Source organism: Roseovarius arcticus (assembly GCF_006125015.1).
Classification (GTDB): domain Bacteria; phylum Pseudomonadota; class Alphaproteobacteria; order Rhodobacterales; family Rhodobacteraceae; genus Roseovarius; species Roseovarius arcticus.
Map to the genome: position 1 here is coordinate 1,601,023 of NZ_SZZN01000001.1, position 26,229 is coordinate 1,627,251.

A 26,229-nucleotide genomic window follows, 5' to 3' on the forward strand; every position below is an offset into this window, starting at 1 on the left:
CGTTGTCAGAGGCAGCCCCGCACCGTCTGCATCCACTCCGCCGCGCCGGCATGCACTGCGTCATAGACAGCGCGCCCAGCCGCCTCGCCCAAGGCGGTGTGCATCCCGGCATAGGATACAGTGCCGCGCAGCGCCGCAACTGCGATGCAGTCGGTTCCAGTTCCGGTTGCGCGGCCCTTAGGCAGGTCGAGGCCCGCGTCCATCACTGCCGCGGTGCGCGCGGATGCGGCGATGCTGAGCGCCTCAATCATGGCCGCCTCCGTCAGCCCGGCCGGGTGGCTCGCGCCCTGCCCCGCATCCAGCCTAAGTGCGACGTTTATGGTGCCCCAATTCTGACCGCTACGGTCCATGCGATACCCGATCCGCTCAGCGTTCGACAGACCGGCAGTGGCGACGGCGATGGCGGACACGCCCTCTACCTGCACCTCGGCCACGTGATGAAACGTAATGTCGCGAGACGTCAGGAACGTCACCGCATCCAGTGCGCCGCGTGCCTCCAGCGCGCCATGTAGCCACGCCTCTACGTCCAGATCCGCGGGGAGGTCTGCGTTGCGCACTTCGCGCCATAATATCCGGCGTGCGATGACCATGCCGGGGCGATTTATCGCCCAGCTTAGCACCTGCATATCGGCACCAAGGTCGAATTCCAGCCACGGCGCGTCCAGCGTAAGGCGGCTCATCTCGTCACGCGCAAGGGCTGAAAGAGGGGGCCATCCTCGCCATCGCGAAACGCCGCCTCGATACCAAACACCTCATCCAGACGCTCGGGCGTCAAAACTGCAAAAGGCGCGCCATCAGCGACCAGACCGCCGCCCGGCGCCAGCAGGATCAGGCGCGTGCAGTGCCGCACGGCAAGGCCCAGATCGTGCAGTGACACGAGACATGACTTACCCGAGGCGGCCAACGCCGCGAACGTCTCCATCGTCGAGATCTGGTGTGCAGGGTCAAGGCCCGCCGTCGGCTCATCCGCCATCAAAAGGGGCGTCTCCTGCGCAAGCGCGCGCGCGATCAAGGCCCGCGCCGCCTCGCCTCCCGACAGGCGCGTTGCTGCGCGGTGGCGCAGCGGGGCAAGGCCCATGCGCGCGATCGCGGCCTCGGTCGCCGCATGATCCTCGGGGGCGGTGCGCTGGCCTGCGCCCAGATGTGGCACGCGGCCCAGCATCACCAGCGTCTCAACGGTGACGGGCCACGCGATCTCGCGAGATTGCGGCATCCATGCGGCGCATTTCGCCCGCGCACGGGGGGCCATAGCGGCAAGCGAGCTGTGACCAGTCGATGGAATCAAGCCCAGTGCCGCGCGCATCAGCGTCGTCTTGCCCGCACCGTTCGGGCCGATCAATCCAACGAGCTCGCCCGGCGCGATGCTGAGGCTTACGTCCTGAAATATGCTTCGCCCGCGAAGGGTAACGCCGAGCCGGTCAAGCTCAAGAAGGGTCATATCCCGTCCTTCCGCGTCTTGAATATCAGGTGCAGGAACACCGGCGCGCCGACGATGGCGGTTAGCACGCCTAGCTTGAGGTCTTGGGACGGCAAGATCAGGCGCACAGCGATGTCTGCGACCAACAACATGATCGCACCGCCCAAGGCCGACGCCCATAAAAGGCGCGAGGGCCGCGCCCCGACAAGAGGCCGCAGCACATGCGGCACGACCAGCCCGACAAAGCCGATAGCGCCCGCCACCGCCGTCGCCGCGCCCACCACGCAGGCAGTGCCGATGACAAGGACAAGGCGCATCCGGGTCAGGCTGATACCCATCGCGCCCGCCGCATCCTCGCCCAGCGTCAGTGCATCCAAGCCCCGGCCAAGCGTTCCCAGCAGTACCCAGCCGATCACCATCAGCGGCAGCGCCAGCCACACATGCACCATCGAGCGATCCGAGAGCGACCCCATCATCCAAAAGACAATCTCATTCGCGGCAAACGGGTTTGGCGACAGGTTTAGCACCAGCGAGGTAAGTGCGCCGGCCAGCGCCGATATGGCGATACCCGCAAGGATCAGCGTCAACGCACCGCCGCGCGGGCCTGCCAACGCCATGACCAGCACGACCCCGCCAAGCGCGCCAGCCAGCGCAGCCAACGGCAGGCCGAGCGTAAAGGCGGCCGCCAGCCCTGTCTGGATCGCCAGCACCGCCCCCAGCGCGGCAGAGCCGGACACGCCGATCAGCCCCGGCTCGGCCAGCGGATTGCGCAGATACCCCTGCATCGCGGCGCCAGCAAGGCCAAGGCTGGCCCCAATCATCACCGCGAGGATCGCGCGCGGCAGTCGAATCTGGCGCATGACCATGGCGATGGGGCCATCACCGCCCCGCCAGAGAGCTGTCAGGCTATCGCCGACGCCCAGACCCGCAGGCCCGATCAGCAGCGACGCGGTAAACAGAATAAACACCGCCAGCGCCAGAGGGATCGTCACGCGGCTCATCCGCCGGTCCCCGCGCTGGTCGCCTCGACGCTGCGCCGTGCATCGGCCATATCGCCAATAGCGCGCAGCACGAACGGTGTGCCACACACCCAGTCCTGATCGGTCAGCGCCGCGCTTTGTCCGCGCATCGTGCCGACGATGGGATGATCCATAACCTCCTCCGCGCGGCTGCCGCCGGGATAGCGGCGCGACGTGATGACCAGATCGGGATCAATAAGCGCAAGGATCTCCAGCGGCAGCTTGCCCCAATCATACCCCGCCTCGGCGGGCGCATTGCGCAACCCTGCCGCCGACAGGATGTCGTTGGCCAGAGAATTTTCGCCCGAGGTGTAGCCATTGGCATAATAGAGAGCGGCGCGCGGCGCATTCGGCCCCGGCGCGCCGCCGCGCGCCGCCTCGCTGCGCAGTGTTGCCAGATCGGCGTCGAACTGCGCGACCATGGCGCGTGCCGCATCTTGCCGTCCCAACGCCTCGCCCATTTCCTGGATACGCATCCGCACCTGATCCAGTGATTTCACGATATCAAACAGCACCACCTCAATCCCGAGGCGGCGCAGCATCGCGATCGTATCGCGCGATGTGTAGACGCCAGCGACCACCAGATCGGGGCGCATCACATGCACCTCCTCGGCGCGGCCTGCGTTGATGATGTAGTCCTGCGCGCGGTCAGCCATCGCCGATACGCGGCGGTCCAGCGCAATTCGGCTGACTGATATCAGCTGCCCCTCGCCCGCCAGCAGCATTGCCAGCTGATCGGTGCAAAGGTTGATAGAAACGACGCGCTGCGGCGCTTCTGCCGCCACGGGCGCGCCGCAAGTCAATGCAGCGCCCGCCAAGATAGCGGACGCCGCAAGCGATTTTATGCGATCAAAAGCTCGCACGAAGCCCAAGATACGCCGCGCGGCCCGGCTGATTAAAGCCGCCCGCCGTCTCGTAGTCCTCATCGGTCAGGTTTTCGACGCGCAGATAGATCTCGGCGTTGGGCGATACGTCATAGCTGACGCCTGCGCCGACTAGCGTATAGTCACCCACCTTGTTTCCCGCAGGGGCAAAGCTGCTAGGTTTCACATCCGCGACACGGCGCACATCCACATAGGCAGACCAGCGGTCGCCAAAGTCGCCCTGCAGGCCAACGACCAGGTCATGCTTGGGCGTCCGGACCAGCCGCGCGCCATCGGTCGTCGCGTCGGTAAAGGTGTAGGCGCCAAACGCGCTGATCGCAGTGGTAAGCGCATACTCACCCGACAGCTCAAGACCCTTTGACTTTGTCGTGCCGGAAACCTGATTGTAACTAGAGCCAGCAAACTGAATTAAGTCGTCGATTTCGTTGTAGAAAATCGTCGCCTTGGCAAAGCCAAGCGTGCCAAACGTCTTTTCCACGCCCAGCTCGTAACTGCGGCTTTCCTCGGGCTGAAGTGTTGCCAGACCAAATGGCCCAAACCGCTCGTATAGCGACGGTGCACGATAGCCGGTGCCGACGACGGCGCGGAACGCCAAATCCTGGACCGGACGCCAGACAGCAGCCAGACGGCCTGTGGTTTTACCGCCAAAGCTGGAATCGTCGTCATATCGCAACGCCGCCGAAACATCGATCTGGTCGGTTGCCGCAACCAGAAGTTCGGTCTTAAGCGACGTGTCATCCTCGTCCCCGCGCGCCGTGCCGGAGGTGAACTTCTCTTCGGTGTGGTCGATGCCGAAGGTCAGCACAGTCGCTGCGCCCAACTCCGCACTGCCGAGGTAGCCGATGTTGTGACGCTCGCCGGTGAAGGTCGTGGTGAAACCGTTCGGATCATCGCGGTCGATGTCGAAATAGCTATAGCTCAGCGTATGGGTCACCGCACCGGTCTGCAGCGTGGCATAGACGCGCGCGCCTTGCTCGGTGTAGTAATTGATGCCCGATGAGTTCGATGTTGAACGGTCGATTTCGATCTCGCCGTCGCGGTAGTGCAGCGCGCCGCCGATTGTCAGCGTATCGGTGACATCGTAGGCGGCCGTCATATCCGCGGTCGTTTGCTCAAACCCGTCATCCTCGGTATCGCTGGACCGGGCCGAAATGCCGTCGGTATTTATATGGCCGTAGCTCAGCGCGACATAGCCCCGATCGCTGCGATAGCCGCTGCTAATGCTGCCGGAAGTAGTGCTGAACGCGCCGGCCTCTACCTGCGCCTGACCCGAAAATCCCAACTCTTCCGGCACAAAAGTTGTGATGCTGACCACACCTGCAATCGCCTCGGAGCCGTAGAGCGCAGATTGCGAGCCTTTCAGCACTTCGATGCGGCCAACGCCCGACGCGGTCAGCCCGCCAAAGTTGAACTGGTTTTGCGTGTTGGACGGATCGGCAACATCAATGCCGTTAATCCGCACACCCACATAGCGCGCGGGCAGCCCGCGAATCTGGATCGTGCCAAGGTTGCCAAGGCCCCCATTTGAGATGGAGCTAACACCCGGCAAACGGTCGAGACGGCCCAGCACTGAGGTATCAAGCGCGCCCGCGTCATCCCCATCCAGCACTTCGACAGTAGCGCCCGTGCGCCCCAGCTCAACCGGGGTCAGGCTAGACGACAGAACAAGCGTGCCCAGATCATAGGTTTGCTGCGCTGTGGCCGCAGTGGCGGCAAGTGCGCCAGTAAGAATAGTCGAAGTCAGTAAAATACGTTTCATGTAAGTCTCCGGTCACGCCCGACGGTGGGGCGATGCAAGTCACGATTTTGCATGCGAAAGAGACGTTTTGGCCTTTCCGCAGGCGGCTAAAATGCCACCACACCGGAAAAATCCGTTGCCCATGACGCCTCCCGCGCCCGGACAGGGTGAACACTTCGGCAGGTCTCCTGACTTGCGGGTCAACGCTTGGCCGGGCCTTCCCGCCGCGCGAATGCGGCAGTGACATGTTTCCGGCTTCGCTCGCCACTTACAGTTGCGGGGGCAGTCACGGACTTGGCGCAAGAGGCGCCGTACCGCATTCCCTATTATCCAGACGGCGAACCGCCCAGACCGAAGTGCATCCTGCCTAGCGCAGCCTATCCTCGCGGGGAAGAGGAAAAGTTACATAACGTTAGATTCGTGGCGCGCCAGTGCAACACGTGCCCGCCGCGCACCGCAAGCCAGGCGCGGTTTTCGCCGTAAGAGATTGATCTAATGCGGGAAAATGGTGGGTGGTGAGGGGCTCGAACCCCCGACATTTTCGGTGTAAACGAAACGCTCTACCAACTGAGCTAACCACCCGTGCCGCCGCTTTAGCGTCAGGCGGACGATCTGGCAAGAGCGCGTGTCGCGCTGTCTCTCAGGTGCTAAGCTCAAAAGCATGGTCAATAATGAAAAACGGCGCTGGGCCACCTATGCATCAAGCCGCTTTTCCACACCCCCACTGAGATGATAAATGCAGCCCTGAGCGTTGTCCTGATTGCCCATTTGAGCAGGCGCCACCCCCGTGGCCAGCCCGCGCAGCACCTGCCCCAAAAGTCCATGCGCCACAACGATACTAGGTCCGGCCAATGTATCCCCGAAGGTGCGGACGCGTGCGATCAGCGCCTCCAGCCCTTCACCATCCGGTGCCGCTGCATAGATTTCCAGATCGTTTGCACCGTGCGGCAATTCGGCCTTCAATCGCCCCTCCCATGCGCCTGTATCTATCTCGGAAAGCCGCGCGTCCATCACCGTCTCATAACCCGCGAGCGCCAGCGCCGCAGTCTGCCGAGCACGTCCAAGGGGCGAGACATAGATACCGCCCCCACCGAACGCAACGCGGGCGGCGATGATTTGGATCAGCCGCGCCTGCTGCTGCGCCTGCGCGCGCCCTAGTGCCGTCAGCGGCGAGTCTAGACGGCCTTGAATACGCCCGGCCAAGTTCCATTCGGTCTGCCCGTGGCGTAAAAACCAAATGTCCGGCCAATCTGGGATATTTCGTTCAGGCATTGGGCAGCTCACTGAGATTAAAAAAGACGGTCCTGGTAAGGGCTTAATTGCTCGACACTAGCCCAATTTACGCGAAATTGGTTGAACAGCGCGCTATAGCCAGCTTCAAAGGGGCCGGTCAAGGTGCACAGCGAACATGTTGTGCTACCTCCGAATGACGGTGGCGGTGACCATGTATTGGTCACCGCCACCGTGCCTGATTTATCACGCGCAGCCTCTAGTAAGCACAAGACCTTCAGCATCAACAACGGCGCTCAATGTGATTTTCGCCACGCCGCTGTCTGTATAAGCAATGCTGATCTTATTACGCCTTCCGGTCGTGCCAGGGTCGATTGCACGCTCCGGCTCTTAGCCGCCGAAGAAATGCGCCCAGCGAGAATCGGCACGTGCTGCTGCCCGCGAGGCATCAACGTCGCCGTCCTGGATCGTGTTCAGCGCATCAACACCCGAGGGCGACACGATGCCCGGCACAGTGTTGCCCGTTACCGTCGCTTGGCCTGAGCTGATGTTCACCTTGGGCGTTTGAACGCCTTGTGAAGCAGCATTGTCGCGAGGGAGCCAGACCATCTCGTTTCCCGTCATGTCGATCTTGCCGATATTGTGCAGCGCGATCCCGTTCGTGTGAGAGGCAATAATCACGTTGTCCTCCACCGTAACGTTGTCCATGAACTGCTTGTTGTCGGACCAGAGCGACTGCGAATAAAGGCCTTGGTTCATATCCAAGAAATTGTTTCGGATGATCACGCCATCCGCCGCACCCATCAACTGGACGCTGTCGCGGTGGTCTGACGGAAACTCGACCGTGTCGGCATCGTGGATATAGTTGCCCTCCATCAGGAAGTTGTTGACGGCCCCGGTGTTTACGCCATCCGAGCGGTAGGTGTGGATGTTACTACCACGCAGCGTGACGTTATCCCCAGTGATGCCGATAGCCTTCCAGATGGTATGGATTTCGTTATCGGCAAACAGAATATCGCTGCCGCCCCAGAGACGAATACCACGCCCGATGCAAGAACCATTTTCGTTGCGGTCGCCTTCAACCATGCAATTCTTCATGACGAGGTTTGTGATGTTCGTAAGGTAAAGGACGTCCTTCGCATCGCCATCGCCAGTAGCAAAGACATGCTTGAAGCGCAGGCCATCCAAGGTGATTCCATCGCGCCCATTAATCGAGCTTGCCGAGAATACCGGCGGGTTTGCCGGATCGGCCGCCGTAAGCGTGGTGCCGTTGGGCACGGTCGGCAGCGCGCCGTAAGCACCACCCGCCAATGTGAACGCTCCACTACCAGCGGACAGCGCTGTTGCCAGTTCAGCCGGGCCATTGATGTCAGCCGCAACGGGATCTGGGGTAGGTGTCGGAGTGGGGTCGGGGGTCGGATCAGGGTCGGGTGTTGGATCTGGGTCGGGGATCGGGTCGGGATCGGGTGTTGGATCTGGATCAGGGTTCGGCGTAACGATATCCGCAATCTCGACTTTCAGCCCTTGCCACAAGCCCGCGTCGTTAGACACCAAATACTCATGCGATCCGTCCGCATTTTTGCGCACGAGCAGGCTGTTATCGCCTTCTCGAATTTCGCCGCCGTTGACAGCTTGGATGAGCTTAAAGGATGTGTATTTCATAAACTATTCTCCTGTAAAGTTGGGTTGGAAGTCGGCAGGTTTCTTACGACCAAGTGCGAATGATTTGCCGTCGGCGATACCTTGCAGTGCCGGAAAAGCGCCTGTAGTCATGAACTTGGATGGAGCGCCGACCGATGCAGAGGTGACAGTCGCCGTCTTGTGGCCAAGCGTGTCATTACAAGTGGCCTCCTGCAGACAGGCCTGAAGTCCTCCGAAGTTCGCGGAGGCACGACCGGGTCTGCCATGAACGATGATGTCGATTGTTGAAGTCATTCTTTCCTCATTTTGGGGTTTTTGGGGTGTCGTCTCGGATTCATCGCTGCATCCGGTGTCGATCAGATTAATGATGCGCGCGCAGGTGACCCTCGAGCGTGGTCCGCTGTGCCAAACACACATTCACGGCAGACGCTTAATGCGCGGCCCCCGTATTACTTGGCCATCTTCGCGTACTCAAAAATGATAATAATGGGGTGAAAAACGCGCCCGCCACCGCTTTGCTACTTAACAACGCGATAGGGCAAAACATGGTTTTCGGATCTCTGGCCACAGCCGGATGCACGAGCTGGACCTCAGCCAAAGCTGAGACGTCCTTGGCTGCATTTGCCGGACTTTCAGCCGTTCCTGCCGCTGGATCCACTCTACCACCGACTTATCGTGGTTCGCATAAAAGATGCCTTTGCAGCATCTCCAATTCCATGCGGCATCCCCTTTCGGCGATTCCAGAATCCCTTTTCAGACTGCTTTTAGCGCCGGAACTATCTGTCAGCGCGATGATATTCTCTGTCAGTCGTTCTTTGTCCGCAAGCACCAGAGGCCCTTGGAATCATTGAACGATGATTCCCGGTTAAGCGGCAGGCGCAGCTTTCAGATAAGCCAAGGGTCTGCCGCACAGGATCACAACCACGGCGGTTGAAAGAGCTTAGATGTTTACCCTTGCCACCTCAGCGAGGATCATCTTCGACAGCGTCGGAACAAGTACTGCCCGTTCGAGCCGCGAATTCCCGGTTTCAGGCCCGTGCTGCCGTCTCTTCAAGCAAAAGGGACTGGGAGATTACTCACCCCAGCCCCTCAAACAGTAGTAAAGTATGGCGTTATCCGATCCGGTAATTCGGCGACTCTCGCGTGATCTGAACGTCATGCACATGGCTCTCGCTGAGGCCCGCGCCAGTGATGCGCACGAATTCGCAATTCTGCCGCATCTCTTCGACGGTGGCACAACCAGTATAGCCCATCGCAGCGCGCAGGCCGCCGACCAACTGATGCACGACCGTGCCCGCCGCACCCTTGTAAGGCACCTGCCCTTCGATCCCTTCCGGGACCAGCTTGTCGCTCGCCGCATCCTTTTGGAAATAGCGATCGGCACTGCCGCGCGCCATCGCGCCAAGGCTACCCATTCCGCGATACGCCTTGTAGGATCGGCCTTGAAACAGGATCATCTCGCCGGGGCTTTCGTCCGTGCCGGCAATCATGCTGCCAACCATCGCGCAGGAGGCGCCGGCGGCGATTGCCTTGGCAAAATCACCTGAAAATTTGATGCCACCATCCGCGATGATAGGAATGTCGCCCGCAGCGGCGGCGCAATCCATGATCGCAGTCAATTGAGGCACGCCCACACCCGCGACCATGCGGGTGGTACAAATGCTACCCGGTCCGATCCCAACCTTGACAGCATCTGCGCCCGCATCAATCAGTGCGCGCACTGCGTCGCCGGTAGCGACATTGCCCGCGACAATCTGCACATCGCCGGCGATTTTCTTGGCGCGGCGCACCGCCTCGGCCACGCCTGCCGAATGGCCGTGGGCGGTGTCGATCACGATCATGTCGCAGCCCGCATCAATTAGCGCTTGGCTCCGCTCAAAACCGGCGTCGCCGACTGTCGTAGCAGCGGCCACGCGCAGTCGGCCCAGGCTATCCTTGCAGGCGACTGGATTCAGCACCGCCTGCTCCGTATCCTTCAGCGTCAAAAGACCGGTCAGCTTGCCCTTACCGTCAGTCACGAGCAGCTTCTCGATGCGGCGAGCCTTCATAAGAGACCGCGCCTCTTCCAGATCGGCGGGCTCCTGCAGAATTGCCAGATCATCCGACGTCATCATCGCCCTGATTGGTGTCGCCTCATCCTGTGCAAACCGCATATCGCGGTTTGTCACTATTCCCACAACCCGGCCCGAGCCGTCGACAACCGGAAAGCCGGTGACGCGGTACTGCTCTTGCAGCGCCTTGGCATCGGCCAGCGTCTGATCGGGCGTCAGAGTGATGGGATTGTAAACAATGCCTGAGACAAATCGTTTCACCCGGCGCACTTCACTGGCCTGCTCGGCCACGTCGAAATTGCGGTGGATCACGCCCATCCCGCCCGATTGCGCCATGCAGATCGCCATGCGCGACTCTGTCACGGTGTCCATCGCCGAGCTTAGTAATGGGATATTGAGCGATATCGATTGCGTTACTCGCGTGCGTGTATCGGCGGTGCTGGGGAGCACGGTCGACGCGGCGGGAACAAGTAGGACATCATCGAAGGTCAAAGCCTCACGAATCTTCATCACGTTTCTCCATGAACAGATCGTTTGGCAAGTCCCTATTTCACGGATACCTCCCATGCGAAAGGCAAAACATATCTTGCCGCGATGCGGGCCGCGCGGCTAACTGCCATCACACCTGTAACTGGAGGTCACCTGATGAGCGGAAACGACTACGATAGCGGGCGGCTGAACCTTCCCTTCGTCGGCATTTCGACCTTTGGCAAGCGGCCCTATGTCGCCGATTGGAGCGCTATTGATGCCGATATCGCGATCCTCGGCGCACCCTTTGACGGCGGCACGCAATTCCGGCCCGGTGCGCGCTTTGGGCCCCGCTCGGTACGCGAGGCGTCGACGCTGTTCAGCTTTGGCCATGGCGGCGCGTATGACCATGAGGATGATGTAACCTATCTGGGTGCGGACGCACGCATCGTCGACATTGGGGATGCCGACATTATCCACACAGACACGGCGCAGAGCCACGCGAACATTGCCGAGGGCGTGCGCGCAATTCTGGATGCGGGTGCCCTGCCCGTCATCATCGGTGGCGATCATTCGGTTAATATCCCATGCATCGACGCGTTTGAAGGACGTGGCGACATCCACATTCTGCAGATAGATGCGCATCTTGATTTCGTGGACGAGCGGCATGGCGTGCGAAATGGTCACGGCAATCCGATGCGCCGCGCCGCCGAGAAACCGTATGTCACCGGTCTGACCCAGCTCGGCATCCGCAACGTCAGCTCCACCGCCAAGGATGGCTACGACGCCGCGCGTGCCATGGGGTCTGACATCTTGTCCGTTCGGCAGTGCCGCGCCTTGACGGCTGACGCGCTGGCCGCCCGCATTCCCGCAGGCGCGCGCGTCTATGTTACGCTGGATATAGACGGCTTCTGCCCATCCATCGCGCCGGGCACCGGCACCCCCAGCCATGGTGGATTTCTCTACTACGAAGTGCTGGAGTTGCTGCAGAAGGTCGCGCAGACCCATGAGGTGGTCGGCATGGATTTGGTCGAGGTTGCACCGGCCTATGATCCCACCGACGGCACATCGATCTTGGCGGCACAGGTGCTGCTTAATTTCCTAGGCTTTATCATGCATGCGCGGCAGGGCTAACCACTTTGCCGCACGGAGGCGGGCAAGGATCGCCATTATTCAAACCGCTGGCGCCCAAGAAGCAGGGCGTCAATTGATCGCATCGCACAGGATACGAACCGAAAGCACTCGAATCGTCAATACTGACCTTCCCTACGCAATAAATGCAAAGAAAAGTTGGTCTCCGCGACATTTTATCTACCCGAGCGCCTTGACGCCCTATAATCGCACCCATAAGGTCGCCGCTAAATGCAAAAGGGAGTGGTCCAATGGCGCCGCTAGTTGTAGTCACACGGAAAATGCGCATGGGCCGGTAACCGGACACCCAACAGGTACCCCATGCGCCCCCGCCACAACCGGGGGTTTTTTTATGCGCCGCGGCGCAATGATGTCATGAACGGAGCGAAGCGATGACACGTCAAATGACCGGAGCGAAAATGGTGGTTCAGGCCCTCAAGGATCAGGGCGTGGACGTCGTCTTCGGCTATCCCGGCGGCGCTGTCCTGCCGATCTATGACGAAGTGTTCCAGCAAAACGGCATCCAGCACGTGCTGGTGCGCCATGAACAGGGCGCCGTGCACGCCGCTGAGGGCTACGCCCGTTCAACAGGCAAGCCGGGCGTTGTGCTGGTCACCTCCGGTCCAGGCGCGACGAACGCTGTGACGGGCCTGACCGATGCGCTGCTCGACAGTATCCCGCTCGTCGTGCTGACCGGACAGGTGCCGACCTTTATGATTGGATCGGACGCCTTTCAGGAGGCCGATACCGTCGGCATCACGCGCCCCTGCACCAAGCATAACTGGCTGGTCAAGGATACCGCCAACCTGTCGGCCACCATCCACGAGGCGTTCCATGTCGCCACCGCTGGCCGCCCCGGCCCGGTGCTGGTCGACATTCCCAAGGATGTGCAATTCGCCAGTGCCGAATACACATCACCGCAAAAGGCGCGCACAGGCCATTACAAGCCTCAGGTCAAAGGCGATATGGATGCAATCACGGAGCTGGTCGCCGCTATCGAGACGGCGAAGCGTCCGGTGTTCTACACCGGCGGCGGCGTCATCAATTCCGGCCCGGCCGCTAGTCAACTGCTGCGCGAGTTGGTCGAGGCGACTGGATTTCCCATCACATCCACACTCATGGGCCTCGGCGCCTATCCGGCCAGCGGCAAAGCATGGCTGGGAATGTTGGGGATGCACGGCCTTTATGAGGCAAACATGGCGATGCACGATTGCGATCTGATGATCAACATCGGCGCGCGCTTTGACGACCGTATCACAGGGCGCTTGGACGCATTCAGCCCCGGCTCGAAAAAGGCGCATATCGACATTGATCCGTCGTCGATTAACAAGGTGATCAAGGCCGATATCCCGATCGTCGGCGACATTGCGCACGTCCTTGAGGACCTCCTCAAGGTCTGGAAATCGCGTGGCCGCAAGACGAATGTGGAGGCGATTGCCAAGTGGAACGGCCGCGTCGACGATTGGCGCAAGACGAAATGCCTGAGCTTCAAGCAGGAAGGCAAAACGATCAAGCCGCAGCACGCCCTCACCCGGCTAGAGGCCCTGACCAAGGATCATGATCGCTATATCACCACCGAGGTCGGCCAGCATCAGATGTGGGCGGCGCAATACCTTGGCTTTGAGGATCCGAACCGCTGGATGACATCCGGCGGTCTTGGCACCATGGGCTACGGATTTCCCGCATCCATCGGCGTGCAGATGGCGCATCGCGATGCGTTGGTCATCAACGTGGCGGGCGAGGCTAGCTGGCTGATGAACATGCAGGAAATGGGCACAGCAATTCAGTTCAACCTGCCGGTCAAGCAGTTCATTCTGAACAACGAGCGTCTGGGAATGGTCCGCCAGTGGCAAGAGCTGCTGCACGGCGAGCGGTATTCGCATAGCTGGTCCGAGGCCCTGCCCGATTTCGTCAAGCTGGCCGAAGCCTTCGGCGCGAAGGGCATCCGTTGCAGCGATCCTGCCGATCTGGATGACGCGATCATGGAAATGATCGAGTATGACGGCCCGGTGATCTTTGACTGCATGGTGGAAAAGCATGAAAACTGCTTCCCCATGATTCCCTCCGGCGAGCCGCATAACAAAATGTTGCTAGGCGAGGCATCGACCAAGGATGCCATCGGCTCCAAAGGTGCGGTGATGGTTTAGGAATGACTTGCAACATATTTCAAACAAAAGACTATCCGCAGGTAATCGGCGCAACTTCCGCGCCTCTGCAAAGGAGCTGACATGTCCGCACTGAAAATCAAAAAAGGCTCGAACAAGCATTCCGCCTACAACCTCCGCCCCACGTTTTCGGATGTGGAGGAGCGTCATACGCTGGCGGTCCTCGTTGATAACGAGGTCGGTGTGCTGGCACGTGTCATCGGCCTCTTTTCGGGGCGTGGCTATAATATCGAGAGCCTTACGGTGGCCGAGGTCGACCACGAGGGGCACATGTCCCGCATCACCATTGTCACCATCGGCACGCCTCAGGTGATCGAGCAGATAAAGGCGCAGTTGGGCCGGATCATTCCGGTGCTTGAGGTTCACGACCTGACGGTCGAGGGCCGCGCAGTGGAGCGTGAACTGGCGTTGATCAAGGTCGTATGCACCGGTGATAAACGGGTTGAAGCGCTGCGCCTTGCCGATATCTTTCGCACGAATGTGGTCGACAGCACGCTCGACAGCTTCACGTTTGAGATTACCGGCACGTCCGAAAAGATCGATGCCTTCGCCGATCTGATGCGCCCTTTGGGCCTGACTGATCTGGCGCGCACTGGCATCGCCGCCCTGCCCCGCGGTTCCCTATAATTCTACCCTGCACAAATGAAAAAGAGCGGGCCAAAAGGTCCGCTCTTTTTCATATTCGGTTATCGAGAAAACCTCAGGCGTATGCTGCCATCCGGGTTTCGCGAAAGGGTATGACATTCGCAGCGTAGTCACTATTGGCCGGCGCGGGCGAACCTGACGGCACCACGCCCATACGCGCGCCTGCCTTTCGCAAATCGGAACTCAGTGTTGGGTGGCTGCGCTGCGTGATCAGCCGCGGCATATCAGCCAAGCGCATGTCAGCGGCCTCGTGCAGATCAAACTCGACCAGATCGCCTGCGGCCATCGCAGAATCTCCGCCTACGTCGCCTTTATAGTAGGCTAGATCGCCGTGATCCTCGCACCAAATAACTGCGCGGTTCTGGCGTTGATCACTCCAAAGAACGACTCCGTACATGTATTCCCCCAAAACCAGTCAAATCTCTGCCTTCGCGGTCTCTGGCGATTATCACCATCGGAACCAAGGCTTGCCTGTTACTAAAATGTAGCTTTCGGGGGCGTCAGGCCATGGTAGATACGCCCATCGGCCTGATCCATTTGTGTCATGAGGTGCAAAAAGTGACGCTAATTAGCGTCATCGCGCGTGACAAGCCGTGTCAGTCGTGTTGAAATGATAAAACGTTAACATTTAGTCCGCATAACAAGGCGTCCTCTATGACACATTTCAGTTCACATTTACTCGTCCGAAATTCATTTGACCATGCATCTGGCTGAACTTGCATTGAGGGATACACGCCATGCCCTCTGAGCCCAAATTGGTGCCATCGTCGGTAACGGACCCCGCACAGCTGCGGGCGATCTTCGGCGATAACCTGCGCGCGCTGAGCGCCGACTATCCGTCGGTCGCGGGACTTTGCCGGGATCTGGGCATTAACCGCACTCAATTTAACAGATACCTCACCGGCGAGAGTTTTCCCCGGCCAGACGTGTTGCACCGGATCTGCCAGTTTTTCGGCACCGATGCGCGTATCCTGCTGGAGCGTAGTGATAGCCTGAGGTCCGCATCGTTTGATCTGCTTGGTCATCCCGTCGTCGCCGGTTTCTTTGGGGCCGAACCTGTAGCAGTGCCCGAAGAGTTATTTCCAAGCGGCATTTACCGCTTTGTGCGGCGCAGCTTTGTGGACGAGACGTTATTTGTGCGCGGCTTGGTCAATATTCACCGCGAGGATGGTTATACATTCCTGCGCGGCAGCGAGCCGATAGATGCGCTGCGTATGCAAGGTTTGTCGACCGCGCGGAAGGACCGCGAATTTCGCGGCGTCGTCATGCGCCAAGAGGAGGGAATCATGATGATTGTCACCCACCGCAATTCAATGGCCTGCTCGTTCAACTTTCTTGCGCCTGAGACTTCATTTCAGCCGAATTTGTGGGAGGGATACGTCACCCGCACAGTACGCGAAAAGATATCGGGCATCCGCGCGACGCGCATGGTGTACGAGCATCTGGGAAACAATACTGGCGCGATCCTCGCGGCTGCGCGCGGCAAGGCGCTGGTCGGGATTGAGGATCTGCCACCCTTCCATGTGCGCCTCCTGAGGCTCGACCAACCCTTTAGATAGGGCGCGGCGCCTCCAAAATCATGTCGCAGTGAGAAAAGTCGCGTCGCAGACCGGCGGTCAGAGGCGGCGCCGGTAGGCCATGGTTGATGCAGCCACACTTGAATTCAGGAGCCGCGCCATGAGCCTCACCGACCTCTCTTCTGTCCGTGCCCCAGTCGCAACGGCCAATGGCCTGCCCAACGCGCATTACATTGATCCCGCCGTCTTCGAAGAAGAAAAGCACGCTCTGCTGTTTAGCCAATGGGCCGGCCTCGCAGTGGCATCGGACGTGCCAGAAGCGGGAGATGCGGTGCCGCTGACCTTTCTGGGGATGCCCCTCTTGCTGATCCGCGACAAGGATGGCGATGTGCGCGTTTTCCAGAATATTTGCCGCCACCGCGGCATGATCCTCATTGAGGAGCCACGCAAGATTGAAGGCGCTATCCGCTGCCCCTACCACTCGTGGTGCTACTCCACCAAGGGGGATCTGGTCAGCACGCCGCATGTCGGCGGTCCAGGCCAGAACACGCACGCTGCGATCAAGCGCAGCGAACTGGGGTTGAATGAGGTGCGCGCCCATGTTTGGCGCGATGTCGTGTGGATCAATATCTCAGGGGATGCGCCGGCATTCGAGATTGCGATGTCGCACATCATAGACCGGTGGCGCGAGTTCGACGTGCCGATGTACCATGGCGGCCACGGCAGTCGATTCACGCTGGAGGTTCAGACAAACTGGAAGCTCGCGGTCGAGAATTACTGCGAAAGCTATCATTTGCCGTGGGTTCATCCCGGCCTCAACAGCTATTCACGCCTAGAGGATCACTATCACATCGAAGAGCCCGAGGCGTATTCCGGCCAAGGCACGATGGTCTACCGTCAGCTAACCAATGAGGACGGCGACAAATTCCCCGACTTTGCCGAGGTTGGCGCGAAATGGAACGAGCAAGCGGAATACATTTCGGTCTATCCCAATGTCCTCTTGGGCGTTCACCGTGACCATGCTTATGCCATTATCCTAGAGCCTATGGGCCTCGAACGCACAGCCGAGCATGTGCATATCTATTACGCAGAGCCGGGCGTTGATGAGGGGCTAAAGGCCCGCAATACGCAACTGTGGAAGGGTGTATTCGAGGAGGACATATTTGTCGTTGAGGGGATGCAAAAGGGCCGGCATGTCACGACGTTCGATGGCGGACGCTTCTCTCCGGTGATGGACAGCCCTACGCACTGCTTCCATTCGTGGGTCGCGGGCAAGGTGGTGGCGCATCGCGGACAGGCCAAGGCCGCTGAATGAGTGTCGATCTGCACACCCGGATGCTGGCCGCCCACGCGCGGCCCGACCCCGCCGCGCTGATCGCGCTCTATACTGAGGCAGCGGATGCGGCCAATGATCTGGACGCCTCCTGCTTCTATCTAACCCACGCCTATGTCTTTGCGCTTGAGGCGGGCGCGCCGCAGGCTCGGCATCTTCACCGCCGCCTTGTGGTGCACGGACGCGAGGAGTGACGACCTCAGGCTGCCTCGCACAGGAGTCGATAAAGGTGCCACGTCGCATGGCCCAGCAAAGGTAGCACGAGGAAAAGCCCCAATAGTCCGGGTAGCAGCGCAAGGAAAGTTGCCAACGCAACAAAGATCGCCCAGGCCAGCATGGGCGCGGGATGCTGCGTGACGACGCCAAAGCTGGTTATCATCGCAGTGACGAAATCCACTTCGCGGTCCAGCAACAGTGGTAGCGAAATCACGGTGATCATGTAGATCAAAAGAGCAAAGATCCCGCCCACCGCGCTGCCCACGGCCAGCATCGTCAACCCCTCTTGCGTGAGGTAGATGGCAAGCGACGTCGACACGTTGGTCATAGCCGAAAGGCCCAAAAACAGCGCAAATATCATGTGCGCCAGAAAGAACCAGAACAAGAACACCATTACGATGATGACGCAGATCGACGGTAGCTGTCGCTTGCTCTGATGTCGGATGACGCCAAAAATGGCACCCGGCGATAGCGGCTCTCCTTGCTCCAGCCGCCGACTAACCTCATAAAGACCGACGGCCGCAAACGGCCCGATCAACGGGAAACTTACAGCAATAAAGATCAACCAGTAAGTATGACCCGTTGCCACGGTGACCCAGATCATCACCCACCCGATTACCACATAAACCCCGGCGAACGCCGCAGCATAGCCTGGCGCGCGCCGCATATCGCGCCACCCTAGGCGCAGCGCCTCGCCCAGCATCGGTAGCGCAGGCGCGCCCAATTGCGGCACACCGTGCTCGGCCACTCGCGTCTCGTGCATCATCTGCTCCTCGGGCTAAATCAGACGAAACCTATTTCGGTCAGCGCCGTTGTGTATGTGCGCCCCAGCCTAGCGAAAGGATCCTACTCATGTCATCGTCCAAATCCCAAGATCAAATCTGGAGCGAATGGCGCGACCTCGTCAACATGGCGCCGCAAGAGTTGGAGGACTGGCTAGAAACGGATGCCTCCAAGTCAGTCGGTGACGCCAATGACGGCGAATCCACCGGTCACGCGTCAGGCCGCCGCATCGTCACGATAAAGCGCACAAACAAGGCTGATCTAAACGATGATCAGTGGGATCACATGGCCAAGGTCACGGGCTACATCAATCGCCATAAGGCCCAAGGTGGGCCCGACACTGACGTTGAACATTCCGCGTGGCGATACTCGCTGATGAACTGGGGGCACGATCCGCTCAGTTAGGATCACCTTGACCTATCTATCTCCGGGCCTTCACACCTATGAAATGCTGAGACTTAGCCCCGACAACCGGGCGCGAGCTTCACTCCCCTTGCGCCTCAGCGCGACTTTTGCCGCTGACGTCCATTGCCAGCGTCGCGGCCATAAACTCGTCCAGATCGCCGTCCAGCACGCCCTTGGTATCGGACGTCTCATGCAGCGTGCGTAGATCCTTGACCATCTGGTAGGGTTGCAAGACATAGCTTCGTATTTGGTTTCCCCAACCGGCATCGCCTTTGGCGTCGTGCGCCTCGTTGATGGCGGCATTCCGGCGATCCAGCTCCATTTGGTACAGCCGAGATTTCAGCGCCTTCATCGCGATGTCGCGGTTTTGATGCTGCGATTTCTCTGACGAGGTCACAACAATCCCAGTGGGGTGGTGGGTGATCCGCACCGCAGAATCGGTGGTGTTCACATGCTGCCCACCCGCGCCAGAGCTGCGATAAGTGTCGATACGAATATCTGACGGATTCACCTCGATTTCGATGTCATCATCGACCACCGGATAAACCCAGACCGAGCAAAACGACGTATGCCGCTTGGCCGCGCTATCAAATGGGCTAATCCGCACAAGGCGGTGGACGCCGCTCTCGGATTTCAGCCAGCCATAGGCGTTGTGGCCGCTGATCTTGTAGGCGGCGGATTTGATGCCGGCCTCGTCGCCTGACTGCTCCGATTGCAACTCAACGGTGTAGCCACGTTTTTCTGCCCAGCGGACATACATCCGCGCCAGCATATTGGCCCAGTCACAGGACTCGGTGCCACCTGCGCCTGCGTTGATCTCCAGAAACGTATCGTTGGCGTCAGCCTCACCGTTCAAGAGCGCCTCCAGCTCCTTTTTGGCGGCGCGCTTGCCCAGTGCCCTCAGGGCCGTCTCGGCCTCGGTCACGATAGCTACGTCGCCTTCGGCTTCGCCCATTTCAATCAGTTCGACATTGTCCGACAGCTCAGACTGAATGGTGTCGTGCGTACTCAGTGCATCAACCAACGCCTGACGCTCGCGCATCAGTTTCTGCGCCTTTGCCGGATCGTCCCATAGGTTCGGATCCTCGACGCGGGCGTTGAATTCCTCCAGCCGGTGCCGGGCGGTGTCCCATCCCAGCCGCTGGCGCAGCAACTCTAGCGAAGTGTCGATCTCTTGGGTGATATTCTGAATTTCAGCGCGCATCACAGGCCTTCCTGAGGGGTCGCCTGCCTGATACCGCAGCACGCCTGCACGGGCAAGCGCGCCTTAGTACAGCCCGCCCGACGACATCGACCCAAAGGTCGCTTTTTTCCCGACTTGCCCGGTCTGGCCACTTGAAGTGGTCAGGTCGCGCACCACTTCGCCGCCGCCTTCCTGAAACAGCTCCAGATCGGTGCCCATGGCAAATCCGCCATCAAAGGCCAAGCCGAATATCGGATCCTCACCGTCGCGGAAATACTCGGCCACGACGTTGGGACCAGACGCGCTGTCAGGCAAACGGGCACCGCTAAAGCGGTCGATCTTGATAAAATGGCCACCCGGCGGAATTGCAAATTCGCCGCCACCATATTTGGCCGTCGCCTTTTGCATAAACTGGGTAAATACCGGCCCGCACATACCGGCGCCATATGCGCTGCGGCCCAAACTACGCGGTTGGTCATAACCGATATAGCAGCCGGCGACGATATTGTTGGTAAAGCCGATGAACCACACGTCGCGCGCGTCATTGGTTGTGCCGGTCTTGCCCGCAACGGGCACCGACAGATTGACGTTGCCTGCCGCCGTGCCGCGCTGGACGACGCCCTGCATCATGGAGGTCAGCTGATATGCTGTGACCGCGTCAATCACCCGCTCGCGGTTTGACACGATGCGCGGGCTGCGACCGGCCGCTAATGTGGGATCATCGCAGTCGGTGCAGGTTCGTTCGTCATGGCGGTAGACTGTGCGCCCGTAGCGGTCTTGCACGCGGTCCACCAGCGTCGGCTCCACCCGCTCGCCGCCGTTTGCAAACATCGCGTAGGCCGCCACCATCCGGTAGACCGTGGATTCCTCCGATCCCAGCGCGTTAGCCAGAAATGGGCCCATTCGGTCATAAACGCCAAATCGCTCGGCATAGGCAGCAACTGTGTCCATCCCGACCTCTTGCGCAAGGCGGATGGTCATCAAGTTGCGCGACTGCTCGATTCCAGTGCGTAGCGGCGTCGGTCCATAGAATTTGTTGGACGAGTTGCGAGGCCGCCATAGGCCTTGTGGCGTGTTCACCTCGATCGGGGCGTCCACCACGATTGTCGCCGGTGAATACCCACTGTCGAGCGCTGCGGCATACACAAACGGCTTAAAGCTTGAGCCGGGTTGACGCTTGGCCTGAGTGGCGCGGTTAAACACCGAATTCTGATAAGAAAAGCCGCCCTGCATGGCGATCACGCGGCCCGTATTCACGTCCATCGCCATGAAACCGCCCTGCACTTCGGGTACTTGCCGCAGCGTCCAGCGAACAAACGCGCCATCCTTGGTCATGCGGCGCACATGCACCACCTGTCCTACCTTGAACGTGTCCGCGAAACTCGTGGGCAGCCATGCGATGTCATCGCGCGGTATGACCTGCGGCTCGGCTTCAGACTCTTGGATAGCCTCGACGCCAATGCGCATCTGCTGATCGCCGATTTTGAGTATCACAGCAGGATACCACTCACTGTCCAGCTTAATATCGCGCGCTACAGAAACCTCGGCCAGCGCGGCGCGCCAAGCCTCCTCGCTCTCCAGCGCCTCTGGTGGAAGCGTTTTGCCAGTGCCGCGCCAGCGCCCCAGCGTACGGTCGTACTGTTCCAGCTTGTCTTGCAAGGCCAGTGCCGCCTCGACCTGCATCTCAGGATCAATGGTCGCCCGCACCGTGAAGCCGCCCGAGAAAAATTCGCCCTCACCGAAATCGCGGCTTAGCTGGCGGCGGATTTCATCGGTGAAATAGTCACGCGGCGGCAGGGATGCGGAAAACGGCTCAAAATCGCCATTCTGCACGCTGGCGAGGGGCTGCGCCACTTCGCTGTCATAGACGGCCTTGGTAATATAGCCATTTTGCTCCATCTCGCCCAACACAAAGTCGCGCCGCGCTTGCAGACGCTCTTTGCTGCGAACAGGGTGAAAATCGCTGGGCGCCTTGGGCATCGACGCCAGAAACGCCGCCTCGTGCGGTGCCAATTCATTGAGAGACTTGTTGAAATACGTCTGTGCGGCGGCGGTCACGCCATAGCTGTTTTGACCCAGATAAATTTCATTCAGATACAGCTCAAGGATCTTTTCCTTGGTCAGCGTCTCCTCGATCCGCGTAGCGAGGATGATTTCCTTGATCTTGCGCTCAATCCTGCGATCACCGGAGAGCAGAAAGTTCTTCATCACCTGCTGGGTAATGGTTGACGCACCGCGGACACGCCCTCCCCGCGTCTTGACCGCCTCGACGGCGGCAGCGGCGATGCCGCGCGCGTCATATCCACCATGCGTATAGAAATTCTTGTCCTCGGCGGAAATGAACGCTTCCTTAATCAGGGCAGGGATTTCCTCGGCGGGGGTAAACAACCGCCGCTCGCGCGAGAATTCATCAATGATACGTCCCTCGCCCGAAAAGATGCGGCTGATCGTCGGCGGGGTATAATTCGCAAGGCTTTGATGAGAGGGCAAATCGCGGCCATATATGTAGAAAATCGCACCAATGCTGAGCGCAATCATCATAATGCCCATCGTCAGTAGACTGAAGATTGATCCAAAGAATGTAAGGATATGTCTAAGCACGCGCGGCCCTCAAAAAACGGTGTTGGTGCCCATATAGGCACCCTGCGGCCAGACGTCAAAACACAAGCGCGCCATGGGGTTGTCCGGCCAGTATTCGCGCATCGCGTGGCGGCTCACTGACGCACCAAATCTGCATTGGCTGAGTCCGCGATTATCCACGCATCAATGCCGTCGGCAATCGCCAGCGCCATGCGCGCGCGCCACTGCGGATCGGTCAAATTGCCCAGATCGCGCCCGCTGGACAGGAACCCCAACTCCAGCAGCAGCGATGGAATGTCGGGCGATTTCAAGACCGAAAAGCTAGCACTGCGGATCGGCTTGGAATTCATTGGCATCCGCTCCTCCTCCAGCCCCAACAGCAAGGCCCGCGCCAGCAGATCAGCCCTTGGCTGCGTTTCCATCCGGGCAAGATCCATCAGCACATCCGCGACAACATCGTCGGTTCCGCTCAGGTCGAGGCCAGCCAGCATATCGGCGCGGTCGTGCCGCTCGGCCAAGGCTGCGCTGGCGGCGTCAGTGGCATCGGCGCCCAGTTTATAGATCGTCGCCCCGCGCGCACCTCCCTCGCCCAGCGAGTCTGCGTGCAGCGACAAAAACAGATCTGCAGCCTCGATATGCGCGATAGAAACGCGGCGCTCCAGCGAGACGAAACTGTCGTCCTCACGCGTGAGTACAACACGGGCGTCGCCGCGCCGCAGCAGCGCCTCCTTCAATTCGCGCGCGAAGGCCAGCATCAGATCCTTCTCCAACGTGCCGTCTTCCCCGGCGCCCGGATCAATGCCGCCGTGGCCGGGGTCCAGAACAATAGTCAGCGGCGCGGCAGGATCGCGCGCGGCGTTAGCGGGGCCGACATCGGCGGCATCCGGCAAATCCCATCCGGGCTGATGCGGCACGCCGGCACCTGCGGCAAATGCTTCAGGCGTTGTCTGCTCTAGTATCAATTCCAGCTGTGCGCCTTCGCTTGCCGGGTCCGACAATAACGCCGCCTGTGCCAGTGCGTATGGTCCCGCCAATTCCAACACCATGCGCGACCAGCCCGGACGAAACCCGCCCACGCGCGCTGACAAGACCTGATCGGTCTTTACCAGCTCTGGCCCCAGCGTGCCGGCCCAATCCACCTCGCGAAAATCGACGACGATGCGCGGCGGGGTGTCGAGGCTAAAGATGCGAAAAGGCACGCCTTGGCTTAGCGCCAGATCGACAGTAATCGCGCCCGCCCCGCCCGTGATCGCACTGGCGGCGGGGTCTAGCCGGGCAAGTGCGCCAAAATCGCTCTGCTGTGCAGCCCCGGCCGCGCCGATCAGCGCGAATGCTGCGCAAAGGATCAGATGTTTCATGATCGACCGTATCCACTTCTGCGCCTATGGGGCTATGCGCTGCCACGTTAGCATCCATGCCCGGCCCCGCCCAGCCCATCACAATTTACGGAAATGGTCAGCCAAGCCTTGAATTTAGCGGGGCTTTTTCCCTAAGATCAGGGCCTACCCGCTGTCCTATTCACCCCGAAACAAGGGGATCGTCAATGCGCCAATGCCCGAAATGGAACATCCTCCGCATCGCCTGACGCGGCGTTGCCTGTGCCTGACGGCTGGATGGCGCCGAAATACACGCCTCGCGGGCAACCGCCCCCTCGCGGCATGGCTCAGGTGGTTGGCAACGGGCCCAAGATGTGCTTTCTGCGGCCAAGAATGCGCGGCGTTGATCCGCGTCATAACCCTATAAAAACGGAGACGATGCAGATGAACCGCACCGCCATATTGACCGGGGTCGGCGTTATAGTCGCCGGAGCCGCGCTGACCGCAATCGTCGTGCCCGATCGCACCCCACCGCAGACCGCGCCCACCACCGAGGAGGTGGGCATGGCGAGTCCCGCGCCCGAGGTAGCCGCGACGCCCGAGATCGGCCAGCTGGACGACGCCGCATTCGGCGCGCGCGTACGCAATTACCTGATGGAGAATCCCGAGGTCATCTTTGAGGCTGCCGCCGTGATGGAGCAGCGCCAGCAGGACTTGCAAAGCGCCAATGACGGCGACCTGATCGAGCAGCACGCAGATGCTCTCTTTGACGACGGCCAGTCTTGGGTCGGGGGCAACTTAGACGGCGATGTAACCATTGTTGAGTTCATGGATTATCGTTGTGGCTATTGCCGCCGCGCCTTTCCCGAAGTCGAAGAGCTGATAGCGGGCGACGGCAACATCCGCATCATCGTCAAGGAATTCCCAATTCTGGGCGAACAGTCGACCATCGCCTCGCAGTTCGCCATCGCCGCGCAGCAGCAGTTAGGCGACGACGCCTACAAGTCGCTGCACGACGCGATGATGACCTACAAAGGCGACATGGCCGTGCCAGCCCTCACCCGCCTCGCCGAGGCGCTGGGGCTGGACGCCACCCTCATCGTTGACCACATGGACAGCGACGAAGTTGCCAAGGTGATCGCGGACAACCGCGCTCTTGGACAGGCAATGCAAATCTCGGGCACGCCGTCGTTCATCATGCACGATCAAATCGTACGCGGTTACGTCCCGCTCGAAGGGATGCAAGAAATCGTCAAGGATATTCGCGGATAGACCAAACGCGCTGCCCGATTGCCGGGCGGCGCTACTCTGCCGCCTCTTGGGCAGCAGCGGCGTCGATTTGGGCAGCGCGCTCCTCGACCTGCTCGACAATATGTTCGATCATCTGGTCGTTCGACAGCTTATGGCTCTGCTTGCCAGCCAGATAGACCATACCAGACCCGGCACCGCCGCCGGTAAATCCCACATCCGTCATCAACGCCTCACCGGGTCCGTTTACCACGCAGCCTATGATGCTAAGGCTCATCGGCGTCTTGATATGCTCTAGCCGCTGTTCCAAAATCTCGACCGTCTTGATCACGTCAAATCCCTGTCGCGCGCAGCTAGGGCAGCTGATGATGTTGATACCGCGATGGCGCAGGCCCAGCGATTTCAAGATTTCAAAGCCCATCTTGACCTCTTCTACCGGCTCGGCTGATAGGCTGACGCGGATCGTGTCCCCTATCCCGGCCCATAGCAGATTGCCCATGCCGATGGCCGATTTGACGGTGCCACTGATCAGACCGCCGGCCTCCGTAATGCCCAGATGGATGGGCGCGTCCGTGGCCTCAGCCAGCTTTTGATAAGCGGCAGCGGCCATGAATACGTCTGATGCCTTCACGCTGATCTTGAACTCGTGAAAATCGTTATCTTGCAGGATGCGAATATGCTCCAGCCCGCTTTCGACCATCGCGTCGGGGCACGGCTCACCGTACTTCTCCAGCAGGTGCCGCTCAAGACTGCCGGCATTGACGCCGATCCGGATAGAGCAGCCATGATCGCGCGCGGCGGCAATTACGTCGCGCACCCGTTCGGGGCTGCCAATGTTGCCGGGATTGATCCGCAGGCATGCCGCGCCCGCCTCTGCGGCCTCAATGCCGCGCTTATAGTGAAAATGGATGTCGGCGACCAAGGGCACTGGGCTTTCGCGCACGATGTCCTTCAGGGCCTTTGCCGATGCTTCATCGGGGACCGAGACGCGCACAATATCCGCCCCCGCATCGGCCGCCGCCTGGATCTGCGCGACAGTCGCGGCAACGTCGGTGGTGAGGGTGTTGGTCATCGTCTGCACTGTGATCGGCGCACCGCCGCCCACGGGAACATTGCCCACATGAATCTGGCGGCTCTGGCGGCGTTCGATATTTCGCCAGGGGCGGATCGGGTTCAGCGACATGGCGGCGGTCCTTCCTCCGGCAATATCATGGCCGGGCGGTTTGCGTTCATGTCATCAGATAGGACGGTTGCGGCCC

At 60.1% G+C, this 26,229-nt stretch carries 23 protein-coding genes, 1 tRNA gene and 1 riboswitch; of the genes, 8 read left to right on the plus strand and 16 right to left on the minus strand.

What is annotated here, in order from left to right; translation table 11 throughout:
- Nucleotides 1-5: 5 nt before the first annotated feature.
- The 10 genes from MK6180000_RS07540 to guaB all read right to left on the minus strand — a co-directional run bounded on the left by MK6180000_RS07540 (nt 6) and on the right by guaB (nt 10,490).
- Complete coding sequence (locus tag MK6180000_RS07540) at nt 6-680, minus strand: adenosylcobinamide amidohydrolase (RefSeq protein ID WP_138934176.1); 675 nt, start codon at nt 678-680, stop codon at nt 6-8.
- Nucleotides 677-1,438: an ABC transporter ATP-binding protein gene (locus MK6180000_RS07545; RefSeq protein WP_138934177.1), complete on the minus strand. Its 762-nt coding sequence runs from the start codon at nt 1,436-1,438 to the stop codon at nt 677-679. The genes MK6180000_RS07540 and MK6180000_RS07545 overlap by 4 nt, the downstream gene beginning before the upstream one ends.
- Nucleotides 1,435-2,418, minus strand: a complete 984-nt coding sequence (locus MK6180000_RS07550) for a FecCD family ABC transporter permease (protein WP_138934178.1) — start codon at nt 2,416-2,418, stop codon at nt 1,435-1,437. The genes MK6180000_RS07545 and MK6180000_RS07550 overlap by 4 nt, the downstream gene beginning before the upstream one ends.
- Nucleotides 2,415-3,221, minus strand: a complete 807-nt coding sequence (locus MK6180000_RS07555) for an ABC transporter substrate-binding protein (protein WP_246040455.1) — start codon at nt 3,219-3,221, stop codon at nt 2,415-2,417. The genes MK6180000_RS07550 and MK6180000_RS07555 overlap by 4 nt, the downstream gene beginning before the upstream one ends.
- Before the next feature lie 64 nt (nt 3,222-3,285).
- Nucleotides 3,286-5,079 (minus strand): TonB-dependent receptor plug domain-containing protein, encoded by a 1,794-nt coding sequence (locus tag MK6180000_RS07560; RefSeq protein WP_138934180.1) that lies wholly within the window; start codon nt 5,077-5,079, stop codon nt 3,286-3,288.
- A 140-nt stretch (nt 5,080-5,219) separates the two neighbouring features.
- Nucleotides 5,220-5,429, minus strand: a riboswitch (cobalamin riboswitch).
- A gap of 135 nt (nt 5,430-5,564) precedes the next feature.
- A tRNA-Val gene (locus tag MK6180000_RS07565) sits at nt 5,565-5,640 on the minus strand.
- 111 nt (nt 5,641-5,751) lie between these two features.
- Nucleotides 5,752-6,330: a histidine phosphatase family protein gene (locus MK6180000_RS07570; RefSeq protein WP_138934181.1), complete on the minus strand. Its 579-nt coding sequence runs from the start codon at nt 6,328-6,330 to the stop codon at nt 5,752-5,754.
- A gap of 348 nt (nt 6,331-6,678) precedes the next feature.
- Nucleotides 6,679-7,950, minus strand: a complete 1,272-nt coding sequence (locus tag MK6180000_RS07575; RefSeq protein WP_138934182.1) for a right-handed parallel beta-helix repeat-containing protein — start codon at nt 7,948-7,950, stop codon at nt 6,679-6,681.
- Between the two features lie 3 nt (nt 7,951-7,953).
- A complete protein-coding gene (locus MK6180000_RS07580) occupies nt 7,954-8,223 on the minus strand; it encodes a hypothetical protein (RefSeq protein ID WP_138934183.1) in 270 nt (89 codons plus the stop codon).
- Between the two features lie 818 nt (nt 8,224-9,041).
- The gene (guaB, locus tag MK6180000_RS07585) at nt 9,042-10,490 is read right to left on the minus strand and encodes an IMP dehydrogenase (protein WP_138934184.1); all 1,449 of its coding nucleotides are present in this window, start codon (nt 10,488-10,490) and stop codon (nt 9,042-9,044) included.
- 135 nt (nt 10,491-10,625) lie between these two features.
- On the opposite strand from guaB, the gene speB reads away from it, so the two are divergent.
- The 3 genes from speB (at nt 10,626) to ilvN (ending at nt 14,371) form a co-directional block, all read left to right on the plus strand.
- The gene (speB, locus tag MK6180000_RS07590; RefSeq protein WP_138934185.1) at nt 10,626-11,582 is read left to right on the plus strand and encodes an agmatinase; all 957 of its coding nucleotides are present in this window, start codon (nt 10,626-10,628) and stop codon (nt 11,580-11,582) included.
- Nucleotides 11,583-11,971: 389 nt separating this feature from the next.
- Nucleotides 11,972-13,726: an acetolactate synthase 3 large subunit gene (locus tag MK6180000_RS07595; protein WP_138934186.1), complete on the plus strand. Its 1,755-nt coding sequence runs from the start codon at nt 11,972-11,974 to the stop codon at nt 13,724-13,726.
- 81 nt (nt 13,727-13,807) lie between these two features.
- Nucleotides 13,808-14,371: an acetolactate synthase small subunit gene (gene ilvN / locus MK6180000_RS07600; RefSeq protein ID WP_138934187.1), complete on the plus strand. Its 564-nt coding sequence runs from the start codon at nt 13,808-13,810 to the stop codon at nt 14,369-14,371.
- A gap of 73 nt (nt 14,372-14,444) precedes the next feature.
- On the opposite strand, the gene MK6180000_RS07605 is transcribed toward ilvN, so the two are convergent.
- Nucleotides 14,445-14,786: a hypothetical protein gene (locus MK6180000_RS07605; RefSeq protein ID WP_138934188.1), complete on the minus strand. Its 342-nt coding sequence runs from the start codon at nt 14,784-14,786 to the stop codon at nt 14,445-14,447.
- 340 nt (nt 14,787-15,126) lie between these two features.
- Here MK6180000_RS07605 and MK6180000_RS07610 point away from each other — a divergent pair, with 340 nt between their 5' ends.
- From MK6180000_RS07610 to MK6180000_RS07620, 3 genes are all read left to right on the plus strand, one after another.
- Nucleotides 15,127-15,948 carry a helix-turn-helix domain-containing protein gene (locus MK6180000_RS07610; protein ID WP_138934189.1) on the plus strand — a complete coding sequence of 274 codons (822 nt, stop codon included), beginning with the start codon at nt 15,127-15,129 and terminating at the stop codon, nt 15,946-15,948.
- Nucleotides 15,949-16,066: 118 nt separating this feature from the next.
- Entirely contained in the window at nt 16,067-17,221 is a 1,155-nt protein-coding gene (locus tag MK6180000_RS07615) for an aromatic ring-hydroxylating oxygenase subunit alpha (RefSeq protein ID WP_138934190.1), read from the plus strand.
- Nucleotides 17,218-17,433, plus strand: a complete 216-nt coding sequence (locus MK6180000_RS07620; protein ID WP_138934191.1) for a hypothetical protein — start codon at nt 17,218-17,220, stop codon at nt 17,431-17,433. The genes MK6180000_RS07615 and MK6180000_RS07620 overlap by 4 nt, the downstream gene beginning before the upstream one ends.
- A gap of 5 nt (nt 17,434-17,438) precedes the next feature.
- Here the strand turns inward: MK6180000_RS07620 and MK6180000_RS07625 are convergent, their stop codons facing one another.
- On the minus strand, nt 17,439-18,218 hold the full coding sequence (locus MK6180000_RS07625) for a DUF2189 domain-containing protein (RefSeq protein WP_138934192.1): 780 nt from the start codon (nt 18,216-18,218) through the stop codon (nt 17,439-17,441).
- Nucleotides 18,219-18,307: 89 nt separating this feature from the next.
- On the opposite strand from MK6180000_RS07625, the gene MK6180000_RS07630 reads away from it, so the two are divergent.
- Complete coding sequence (locus tag MK6180000_RS07630) at nt 18,308-18,643, plus strand: DUF3140 domain-containing protein (RefSeq protein WP_138934193.1); 336 nt, start codon at nt 18,308-18,310, stop codon at nt 18,641-18,643.
- 79 nt (nt 18,644-18,722) lie between these two features.
- On the opposite strand, the gene prfB is transcribed toward MK6180000_RS07630, so the two are convergent.
- From prfB to MK6180000_RS07645, 3 genes are all read right to left on the minus strand, one after another.
- A complete protein-coding gene (prfB, locus tag MK6180000_RS07635; RefSeq protein ID WP_138934194.1) occupies nt 18,723-19,847 on the minus strand; it encodes a peptide chain release factor 2 in 1,125 nt (374 codons plus the stop codon).
- A gap of 63 nt (nt 19,848-19,910) precedes the next feature.
- A complete protein-coding gene (locus MK6180000_RS07640) occupies nt 19,911-22,427 on the minus strand; it encodes a penicillin-binding protein 1A (protein WP_138934195.1) in 2,517 nt (838 codons plus the stop codon).
- A gap of 113 nt (nt 22,428-22,540) precedes the next feature.
- Nucleotides 22,541-23,764 (minus strand): N-acetylmuramoyl-L-alanine amidase, encoded by a 1,224-nt coding sequence (locus MK6180000_RS07645; protein ID WP_138934196.1) that lies wholly within the window; start codon nt 23,762-23,764, stop codon nt 22,541-22,543.
- Between the two features lie 522 nt (nt 23,765-24,286).
- On the opposite strand from MK6180000_RS07645, the gene MK6180000_RS07650 reads away from it, so the two are divergent.
- On the plus strand, nt 24,287-24,994 hold the full coding sequence (locus MK6180000_RS07650) for a DsbA family protein (RefSeq protein ID WP_138936397.1): 708 nt from the start codon (nt 24,287-24,289) through the stop codon (nt 24,992-24,994).
- A 31-nt stretch (nt 24,995-25,025) separates the two neighbouring features.
- Here the strand turns inward: MK6180000_RS07650 and ispG are convergent, their stop codons facing one another.
- On the minus strand, nt 25,026-26,153 hold the full coding sequence (gene ispG / locus MK6180000_RS07655; RefSeq protein WP_138934197.1) for a flavodoxin-dependent (E)-4-hydroxy-3-methylbut-2-enyl-diphosphate synthase: 1,128 nt from the start codon (nt 26,151-26,153) through the stop codon (nt 25,026-25,028).
- Nucleotides 26,154-26,229: the final 76 nt, after the last annotated feature.